At 67.3% G+C, this 9,549-nt stretch carries 7 protein-coding genes; 3 read left to right on the top strand and 4 right to left on the bottom strand.

Annotated features, from left to right (window positions below):
• Positions 1 to 152 precede the first annotated feature (152 nt).
• Positions 153 to 3,344, top strand: coding sequence for a calcium-binding protein (locus V7672_RS15140; protein WP_335625398.1), 3,192 nt, complete (start codon positions 153 to 155; stop codon positions 3,342 to 3,344).
• 1 nt (position 3,345) lies between these two features.
• On the opposite strand, the gene V7672_RS15135 is transcribed toward V7672_RS15140, so the two are convergent.
• A complete protein-coding gene (locus V7672_RS15135) occupies positions 3,346 to 4,692 on the bottom strand; it encodes an FkbM family methyltransferase (RefSeq protein WP_335625397.1) in 1,347 nt (448 codons plus the stop codon).
• A 175-nt stretch (positions 4,693 to 4,867) separates the two neighbouring features.
• Between V7672_RS15135 and V7672_RS15130 the strand changes: the two genes are divergently transcribed.
• Entirely contained in the window at positions 4,868 to 5,728 is an 861-nt protein-coding gene (locus V7672_RS15130) for an FkbM family methyltransferase (protein ID WP_335625396.1), read from the top strand.
• A gap of 10 nt (positions 5,729 to 5,738) precedes the next feature.
• Here the strand turns inward: V7672_RS15130 and V7672_RS15125 are convergent, their stop codons facing one another.
• The 3 genes from V7672_RS15125 to V7672_RS15115 are packed head-to-tail and all read right to left on the bottom strand — an operon-like array spanning position 5,739 to position 8,447.
• Complete coding sequence (locus tag V7672_RS15125; RefSeq protein ID WP_335625395.1) at positions 5,739 to 6,422, bottom strand: ABC transporter ATP-binding protein; 684 nt, start codon at positions 6,420 to 6,422, stop codon at positions 5,739 to 5,741.
• Positions 6,419 to 7,585 (bottom strand): chain-length determining protein, encoded by a 1,167-nt coding sequence (locus V7672_RS15120; protein ID WP_335625394.1) that lies wholly within the window; start codon positions 7,583 to 7,585, stop codon positions 6,419 to 6,421. Before V7672_RS15120 ends, V7672_RS15125 begins: the two co-directional genes overlap by 4 nt.
• Positions 7,586 to 7,640: 55 nt before the next feature.
• Positions 7,641 to 8,447 carry an ABC transporter permease gene (locus tag V7672_RS15115; protein ID WP_335625393.1) on the bottom strand — a complete coding sequence of 269 codons (807 nt, stop codon included), beginning with the start codon at positions 8,445 to 8,447 and terminating at the stop codon, positions 7,641 to 7,643.
• A 129-nt stretch (positions 8,448 to 8,576) separates the two neighbouring features.
• Here V7672_RS15115 and V7672_RS15110 point away from each other — a divergent pair, with 129 nt between their 5' ends.
• Positions 8,577 to 9,269, top strand: coding sequence for an acylneuraminate cytidylyltransferase family protein (locus tag V7672_RS15110; RefSeq protein ID WP_335625392.1), 693 nt, complete (start codon positions 8,577 to 8,579; stop codon positions 9,267 to 9,269).
• Positions 9,270 to 9,549 lie beyond the last annotated feature (280 nt).

Here is a 9,549-nt window from a genome sequence, read left to right as displayed (position 1 = left end):
GCCCCTGGCCCTCCAGCCCGAAAACGACTGGGGCTGGGCGTAGGGCTCACGATCCGGGCTGCGTGTCGCAGCCCGGATCGTTCCTACCTACGGTTGTCTTCGGCGTCGCTTCGTCGACCGGGACGACCTCGCACCCTTGACGGAGACGCAGTATGGCCTTCGCCCGCCTGAACGGACGCCTTCACGCCGACGGCCCGGTGATCACGGCCCGTGGCGCCGACTCCGGGGACACCGACCCCCAGCGGCTGATTGTGCGGGGAACCCAGGACGCAGACACCCTGACGGGGACGGAGACCAATGATCGAATCAACGCCTATGGCGGGGACGACCTGGTCTACGGACTGGGGGGGAACGACGACATCGACGGCGGCGACGGCGATGACCGGCTGTTCGGAGGCGAGGGCGATGACACGCTGCTCGGAGGAAACGGCAGCGACGTCATCGACGGCGGCGGCGGCGACGACTTTTTCGATCAGGCCGCGGACAGTGCCGTTGACCGCCTGATCGGAGGATCCGGCGCGGACCGGTTCATGCTCAAGCTCTCTGCCCCGACCAGCACCTCCAGGTTCACGGATGTGATCGCCGACTTTTCGACGGCGGAGGGCGATCGGCTGGACCTGCGGGTCAACGACGGCGTCTACCTGGCCTACTATCTGCGCTTCAATGGCGCGCTGTCCACGCCGCTGGCGGAGGGCGACCCGGTTCCGTTGGGGTCCGATGGAGTCACCGATGCCTGGACCTGGACCGAAGGCGGACAGACCTTCCTGTTCGTGGACCGGGACGACAATGGACGTCTGGACGCCACGGATCTTCTTATCGCTTTTGATGGCAGCCCTCTGATCACCGAGCAGTCCTTCGTCGCCGGTGCTTTTGTGGCCGTCTTCGGGACATCGGGAGACGACGTCTGGACCGGAAGCGAGGCGGAGGATCTCTACATCGGCGAAGCCGGTGACGATCTTGCAGATGGCGCTGGTGGCGATGACGAGATCTTCGGCGGCGAGGGCGACGATACCCTGAGCGGCGGCGCAGGGGATGATTATCTCCTAGGCCAGGAGGGCAGTGATACCCTGCGAGGGGGTGCCGGGGACGATACCCTGTATGCCGCCTTCGACGCCAATACATCGGGGACAGATGCAGGGTTCACCAACCGCCTCTATGGCGAGGAGGGGAACGACAGCCTGATCTCGGGCGATGGCACGGACATCATGTACGGGGGAGACGGTGACGATTTCCTCAGCAGCTGGGATGGTATCTGGACCGCCAGCCGTGACGAACTTTATGGGGGCGCCGGCCACGACCGGTTCAGTCTCAACGGCGATCTGGCCGACGGCGGTGCGGGTGACGATTCCTTCCTCCTGGGGCAGTGGGGCAGCACGGTGACCGGCGGCGCCGGCGCTGACCTGTTCCGGGTCGGTGCGAGGACCTACACGCCCGACCTCAACCCGGGCTCCGTCAACCTCATCCTCGACTTCAGTATGGGTGATGGGGACAGGCTGGATTACACCTATCTCCCTTTCGGGGTGACGCTGGGTTTCCGGGGGCAGGTCCAGACCCCGGGCTTCACCCTCAGTATGGGGACCCGCTATTCCGATAGTGACGACCTGACGCCCGGTGTTCGCCAACTCTGGACCTGGTATGACGGCACCCACACCTGGCTGATGGCGGACATGGACGGTGACGGCACGCTGTCGCCGTCGGACTACTTCATGGCCTTCCTCGGCCAGCCGACCATCACGGCCTCGGCGTTCACGCCAGACTCCCTTGGCGCCATCATGGGCACCCTCGAGGACAACACCTGGGAGGGTAGCGCCGACCCCGAGGCCTATTACGGGCTTGCGGGTAACGACACCATTCGGGGCAATGCCGGCGCGGACAGTCTGTATGGTGGCGACGGTGACGACCTGATTGACGGCGGCGAAGGCAACGACCTGCTCGACGGGGGTACCGGCACGGACCGTATGTATGGCGGCACCGGCGACGACCACTATGTCGTCGATACCCAGGCAGACCTGATTTTCGAGAACGACGACGAAGGCTTCGACCGGGTTACGGCGTCGACGGGCTTTTATCTCTACGACGGTCTGGAGGAGCTGACCCTGTCGGCGGACGCCGGAGACGCCTACGGCGTGGGCAATGCGCTGGACAACTATCTGACCGGCAACTCGGGACAGAATCTTCTCATCGGTGGCGCCGGCAATGACGTGATCGACGGAGGGTCGGGCAACGACAGCCTGTTCGGCGAGGACGGAGATGACCGTCTGACGGGCGGAGACGGCATCGATTATCTGGTCGGCGGTGCGGGGAGCGACGAGCTTCGCGGGGGCGGCGATGCCGACGCCCTTTATGGCGGCGATGGCGACGACGTCCTGTGGGGCGGACAGTCCTTCGACACGGATATTCTGGTCGGGGGCGCGGGGAACGACATTTTGCGCGGCGATTCTCTGAGCGCCGATTACGATCTGCTGGACGGGGATGAGGGCGACGACCTCTACTGGGTCGATACCGGCGATGATCTGACGTTCGAGGACGTCGGAGGTGGGGTAGACACCGTCTATGCGGACGTCCGGTGGACGGGTGCCGGCGTCTATCTGTACGCCAATGTCGAGAATCTGGTGCTGGTGGGAACCACGGCCTTCGGTGTCGGCAATGAGCTCGACAACCTGATCGTCGGAAGCGCGAGCGAGAATTGGCTCCTCGGTGGAGACGGCGATGACGTCCTGACCGGAGGGGCCGGCAACGACGTGCTGTTCGGCGAGGCGGGCGCAGACGTCTTTGCCTTCACGCGCGGCACCGGCACGGATGTGATCGGCGACTTCACGATCGGCAGTGACCGCATCGACCTGCGCGACCACGGCTTTACCAGCTTCGAGCAGCTCGCCATCAACTTCGGTCAGGTGGGCCCGGACGGATCCATCAATCTGCGGAATGGCGACATTATCGTCCTGCAGGGCGTGACCATGGCCGACCTGACCGCGGCCGACTTCATCTTCCTGGGGCAGGACTCCCCGGCCGAGGCGCTGGCTTCGATTATTCCGGCCGACGATCCGCGCTTCTCCGGCTGGAGGTATTCTCCGCCAGAGGAGTCCGGAGGCAAGGACAGCGACGCCCTGGTGCTGCCGGGTCTGGAGAGCGACGACTTCATCGTCGGCAAGGCGGCGCTGGATGCCGGACCGCAGGTCCTGCCGGGAGCGGAGGACGCTCTGAGCGGCAGGGATGCCCTGCCCGAGGGTCTGGCCCTCAGGCTGGAGCTCTGGGCCGGTCGGGGTGATGACCTGTTCCTGCACGACAGCCTGGGCGACCTGCCCCTGGCCCTTCAGCCCGAAGACGACTGGGGCTGGGTCTAGATCAGGCGATCGTTCCGCCCGGCGGCGGTTCGCGCGACATGACCACATCGCAGGAGCTGAGCGTCGCCATCTCGGCGGCCGGGACCTCCAGCAGGGTGGAGTCGAACTGGATTTTCCAGAAGCGGAATCCCATGCCGGACAGCCAGGCCACATAGTCGGGCACATTGGTCCGCGAGGCCATCTGGATGATGTCCCACTCCATGATCACCACAATGTCCGGCCGCTTCAGCAGCCGTTTGGCGCCGCGCAGGATGAGCGGCTCGGAGCCCTCTGCGTCCATACGGATCAGGCGCACATCCTGATCGGCCTCATCATCCAGCCGGGCAGCGGGCACGGTGATCAGCCGGCTGTCGGTGCCCAGACCGCTGGGATCGGTGGACAGGGTGCCGCCCCCGGCATTGCGCCGGGACACGCCGAAACTGAGCTCGCCCGGGGCATCGGCCGCCGCCTTGGCCACCAGTCGCGCGCGCCCGGCATAGCCGTTGAATTTGATGGAGCGCTCCACCAGGGCCGCCAGATCCGGATTGGCCTCGAAGCTGAGCAGGCAGCCCTCCTCGCCGATCAGCCGGGCCATGGCCAGGGTGTAGACGCCGAAATTGGCCCCGACCTCGATGATATGATCGCCGGGCTGGACCAGATCGCAGACGGCCTGGTGGATCCAGGACTCCCAATAGCCGCGCGCGATCAGATGGGCGCCCACCGCTTCGTCCAGCGGATCGACATAGACGAAATGGCCGTCGGTCAGCCGCGCGATCCCCATGTCGGCGCTGATCGGGAAATAGCGCTGGGTCTCGACGGGGGCGGCGAGGACGGTGACGGGCACCGGGTCGGGCTGGGGCTCGGGCCCGGGCTCGGGCAGGTATTCCGGTTCCGATTGGATCGCAGGCTCGGGCTCGACCTGCAGGGCCGGAGCGGGGAGGGCCAGCATCAGGTCGCCGACGTGCTCGGGACTGTCTTCCTGAGGCGTGGGGAAGGTGCGGCGGACCATGGCCGGTGCCCAGGCGCGGGCCGCACGGACCAGGGTCCTCCGGAAGGGGGTGCGCGACCGTGTCGTTGTCGCTGCGTCGGGCGCAGGGCCGAACGGCAGGGCCTCGCGGGTCTGCAGCGCCGGTGCCCAGACGCGCGCCGAACGAACCGGGGTCCTGCTGAAGGGGGTACGAGACCGTGTGGTCGTTGCGGGGTCGGGTGCCGGGCCGAACGGCAGGGGTTCGCGCACCTGGAGGGCCGGGGTCCAGATGCGGCGCGCGGGGGCCTGACGCCGTGGCGCACGAACCGGCGAGACCCGGGGCTGCGCTTGCGTCGCGAGCACCATGGCCCGCAGTTTCAGAAAGATGGACCGGATAGCCATTCATGCCCCTGGACGCGGTGTCCGCCTCGTCCCGGCAGAGCTAGCAGAGGCAGACAGCCAGAACCAGTGAGGCGCACAGGCCCCCGACCCGGAACCCGATTTTCCGCAGAGGTTGCGTCCTGCCGTGCTTGGCCGCATGAGACGGGCGTCAGTCTTTTCAGCCCAGGACATGATTGTGGAATCCCCGTCGCTGCCCGAACTGAACCTTCTCGGCCACAATGAGCTGCTGACGGTGGATCGTTGGGAACTGGAACGGCGCAGTCGGGCGCTGTCCCGGGCCGTCTATCTGGGCGACGGAGTGATGCTGTGCCGCGCCATGGGCCGCTACAAGATGTTCCTGACCGCCCAGGATGTCGGCTTTACGCCCCATCTGCTGCTGGACGGCATCTGGGAACCATGGATGACGCCGATCCTGGCGCAACGGATCAAGCCGGGCATGAGGGTTGTCGATGCCGGAGCGAACCACGGCTATTTCACCCTGTTGCTGGCGGATCTGGTCGGGCCCGGAGGGCGCGTGGCCGCCATTGAACCCCATCCAAAGACAGCCGAGCTGTTGCGGCGGACGGTCGGCGTCAACGGGTTCGCGGACCGGACCACAGTGTTCGAGCAGGCGGTCGGCGCCCATGACGACAAGCTGCTGACCTTCGAGATGCGCGAGGACGATCCCAAGAACGCCCGCGTTGTCGGCGACGAGCGGGCCGACCAGGCCGGCATGACCCGGGTCAGGAGTGGCCGACTGGATACCCTGTTGGCCGAGTGGCCCAAGCTGGACTTCCTCAAGATCGACGTGGAGGGGGCCGAGGAGGCCGTGCTGGAGGGGGCCTGGCCGTTGATCGTCCGGGACCGGCCGGACATCCTGCTGGAGTTCAACCATGCCCGCTGTTCCGACCCGCTGGGGCTGCTGGAGCGGCTGGTCGGGGTCTATCGGCGCCTGCGGACGGTGACCCATGACAGCGAACTGGTGCCCGTGACCCGCGCCCAGCTGCTGGACAAGGACCAGCCGGAAGACTGGATGCTGTGGTTGTCGCGACGCTGAGGCGCGCCTGTCAGGCCGCTCTCAGGAAGCCGTACGCCTCAACGGCCTCGTGGACATTGTCATAGAGGCGCCCCTGGCCGCCCTCGAGGATCAGGGCGCGATCGCATTCCCGCTCGACCAGATGGGTGTCGTGCGAGGCCATGATGAAGGCGCGGTCGGCGCGGCGGGCGAACAGCTCCTCGCGGCATTTCTCCTGAAAGCGGGCGTCGCCGACGGCCACCACCTCATCGATCAGATAGCAGTCGAACTCGATGGCCAGCGACAGGCCGAAGGCCAGCCGCGCCCGCATGCCCGAGGAATAGTGTTTGACCGGCTGTTTCAGGGCCTGGCCCAGCTCGGCGAAATCATCGACGCGCGCCAGCAGATGGTCGAAGTCGCGTTCATACAGGCGGGCGAGGAAGCGGATGTTGTCGAGGCCCGACAGACTGCCCTGAAAGCCGCCGCCGAAGCCGATCGGCCAGGAGGCGGGCATGCGCCAGCGGACCTGACCGGCGGTCGGACGCAGCACCCCGCCCAGCACCTTGATCAGGGTCGACTTGCCCTGGCCGTTGCGGCCCAAAAGCGCCAGCCGGCCTGTGCGTGACAGGGAAAAGTCGACATCGGCAAAGACCGGCGTGCGGCCGGGGGCCCAGGCCTTGGCCAGTCCGGTGACGACCAGACCGGGATCAGGAACAGGGGCGATCCCGTCCGTCATCCCTGCTGCCGGTGCTCGCGCAGGCCCGACCAGACCAGCCAGCCGACCCCGTACAGCAGAAGGCTGCCGATCAGGACGATCAGGATCGACAGCCAGCGCCGCGGCAGGGTCGGCTCGTCGGCAAGGCTGGGGGTCACCACCCGCTGCAGGTACAGGGCCTGACGCCGGGCATCGCGCTCGGCCGCGAGCAGGGCGGCGGTGGCCTCGGACAGCTGCCGGTCGGCCAGTTCGCGCTCGGTGACCAGGTCCTCATAGGCGCTGACGGCGGGGACCAGCGAGGTCGCCGCCCCGGCCAGTTTGGCGCGCTCGGCCGAGATCTGGCGCTCATAGGCGGCGATGCGGTTGTCGAGGCTGGGCAGTTGCGGGCTTTGCGGCGCCTCGGCCGCCAGCTGGGCCCGTTCGGCGCGCAGGCCGGCCAGGGTGGCGGACAGTTCGCCGATCAGGCCTGCGCCCTCGGCCGCGACCATCGACGGGTCGATGAAGCGCTCGCGGTTGCGGAAGGCGACCAGCCGGCGCTGGGCTTCGCTGAGCCGCTCGCGGGCTTCATCGCGGGAGGTTTCGGCCTGGGTCACCGCATCGGCCACCGAGCGGGCGTTCAGCCGGTTGACCAGCCCCTCGCCGCCGGCCAGCAGGGCCTCGGTGAGACGCTTGGCGTCCTCGGGCCGGAAAGCCTCGACCCGCAGGATGCTGATGCCGGTGGTGGCGTCATAACCAACCGTGACGAAGCGCTGATAGCCCTTGTGCAGGCCCTCGCGGCTGCGGCTTTCCCAGGGGCGGGGCCAGCGCGAAAGGATGTCGGCGCCCGGCGGGCCCAGCAGACGCGACAGGTCCAGCGACTGGTCCAGTTCGGCCACCGCATCGCGCGAGCGCATATAGTCATGGACCGCGAAGGCATCGGTCTGGGTGGCGCTGAGGCCGACGCCCTGCAGGGTCAGGCCGAGGGCATCCGGCTGACCCTGTCCGGCCTGACGGACGATGAAGCGTGCCTCGGACACATAGCGGGGCGAGGCGATCAGCAGGAAGTAGAAGGCCGCCAGCAGGGTCGGCAGGATCACGCAGATCAGGAACGGCCAGGACGGCGCCCAGCGGGGCAGCTCGGGCAGGCGCAGGCGCTGCCGGGGCGACGGGCGGTGAGGGGCGGCTGCCGGCACGGGATCGGTCATGACGCGACTGATAACCCGTGACGGGCAAACAGGCTATCGGTTCGGAGGGTCGGGATCACTCGGCGTCGATCCGGTCGCGGGCTCCGGCGATCAGGAGCAGGCCCAGAAGATTGAGGGCCAGCCCCCAGCCAAAGGCATAGAGGCCGTCGTAGTGGGTTTCGACAAAGGGGCCGAAGACCCCTGCCCGGATCATCTCGACCGCGTGGGGCAGGGGGATAAGCAGATAGGCATCCCGCCAGACGGGCGGCACCCATGAGGCCATGAAGAAGGCCCCCGACATGGGGATCAGGGCATAGGTCAGCAGCGGCACGATCCGTTCCATGAAGGCGAACCGCTGGGCCAGCGCGCTGAAGACCAGGGCCAGCCCCAGTCCGAGGAAGGCCAGCAGCAGCCAGCCGCCGAACACCAGGCCCCAGTCGTGCGGCGGAGAAACCTCGCCCAGAAATCCGAGCAGCAGATAGACGACCATGAAGGCGGCCGTGGTGCCCAGGAATTCGAGGGCGTTTCTCGAGGTATAGATATGCAGGACGGCGATCGCCCGGTGATGCAGCAGGCCGGTGTTGGCCTGCAGCGCCGACAGGCTGAAGCTGATCTGATGGCGCAGCAGCAGCAAGGCCATATAGCCGGTCATGACCATGGGCCCCAGCCGGATGCCGTGCTCATATTCGGGCCGGATCAGGTTCCACATCAGCACCACGCCGAGGCAGAAGACCAGGGGTTCGCCGATCACCCACAGAAACCCCAGCCCCTCGCGGCCGTAGCGGGTGATCAGCTCGCGCAGCATCAGGGCCCGCACGATCGACAGGTGCCGGAGTGGGCCGGTCTGGCCGGGCAGGGCCGATGAGGGCGGGGGAACGGACATGAGGGCAGGATAGGCGGTGACGGCGGCGGCGCAAGAAGCAGACACGCAGGACGGTGTGGCGTTAACCGTCCATAAGCGGGCGCACCTTCAGATGGCGCTGCGGCAGACGAGCGGCGCGCGGAGGGCACGATGATCGGCGACAGGCGGGTGATCGGCATTGTTCCGGCACGGGCAGGCTCGCGCCGGATGATCGGCAAGAACACCCGGATGCTGGCGGGACGACCGATGATCGGCTGGACGCTGGCGGCGGCCCAGGGGTCGCAGGTGCTGGACCGGATTGTCGTCTCCAGCGACGATCCGGCGGTGCTGGACCTCGCCGCAGAGATGGGCTGCCCGGCCCCGTTTGCCCGCCCGGCGGCCCTGTCAGGCCCCGAGGCCTCGGTGATCGATGCGGTCGAACATGCCCTGAGCGAGGTCGGCGGGGACTGGGACTATGTGGTGTTGCTGCAGCCGACTTCGCCCTTGAGGCGGGCGGCCGACATCGATGCCGCCGTGGCCCTGGCCGACGCGCGCGGAGCGCCCGCCGTGGTCAGTGTATCGCCCCTGTCCAAGCCGGCCGGTTTTCACGTGCAGATGGAGAAGAACGGTGGCCTGCAGGCACCGCCGGACGTCCTGGCGGACACCTTTGTGATCAATGGCGCCGTCTATGTGGCCCGTCCGGAGCGACTCTCGGGCGAGCGAACCTTCCGGCCGGAGGGTACCCTGGGTTATGTCATGCCGGTCGAGCGGGGCTGGGATGTCGATACGGCGGATGAATTCGCCGCCTGCGAGGCGCGGCTGCGCGCTGATGCGGCCGGAGAGACGCCGGCGACGGCGACCTGAGGCTGTATCTTCGGTATCACGCTGCCATAGTTTAGGCGTTTTGCGAGTCAGATGAGCCTCGACCTGCCGGGTCGACGCTGTTATTAGGAGCGCGAGGCGGCGTGTCCGTCGCATATTTCAACGAAGGCTGCGGAGGGCATTCACCGATGCGTGTTAAGAGTTTAATCCTGGCGTCCAGCGCCGCTGCGGCGCTTGCACTGGGTGCTGGTGCGGCTTCGGCTGAGCCGAATGGCTGGTATGGCGCGATCGACGCGGGCTGGCACAATGTCAACGACGTGTC

It is taken from the genome of Brevundimonas sp. (assembly GCF_036963785.1).
GTDB lineage: Bacteria > Pseudomonadota > Alphaproteobacteria > Caulobacterales > Caulobacteraceae > Brevundimonas.
Note: the sequence above shows the minus strand (reverse complement) of the source record. Positions and strands in the feature narration are given on the sequence as shown.

What these genes read in the sequence shown, in the direction of transcription:
- V7672_RS15140 (WP_335625398.1), top strand. Translation starts at nt 153, where the DNA reads ATGGCCTTCGCCCGCCTGAACGGACGCCTTCACGCCGACGGCCCGGTG.
- V7672_RS15135 (WP_335625397.1), bottom strand. Translation starts at nt 4,692, where the DNA reads ATGGCTATCCGGTCCATCTTTCTGAAACTGCGGGCCATGGTGCTCGCG.
- V7672_RS15125 (WP_335625395.1), bottom strand. Translation starts at nt 6,422, where the DNA reads ATGACGGACGGGATCGCCCCTGTTCCTGATCCCGGTCTGGTCGTCACC.
- V7672_RS15120 (WP_335625394.1), bottom strand. Translation starts at nt 7,585, where the DNA reads ATGACCGATCCCGTGCCGGCAGCCGCCCCTCACCGCCCGTCGCCCCGG.
- V7672_RS15115 (WP_335625393.1), bottom strand. Translation starts at nt 8,447, where the DNA reads ATGTCCGTTCCCCCGCCCTCATCGGCCCTGCCCGGCCAGACCGGCCCA.
- V7672_RS15110 (WP_335625392.1), top strand. Translation starts at nt 8,577, where the DNA reads ATGATCGGCGACAGGCGGGTGATCGGCATTGTTCCGGCACGGGCAGGC.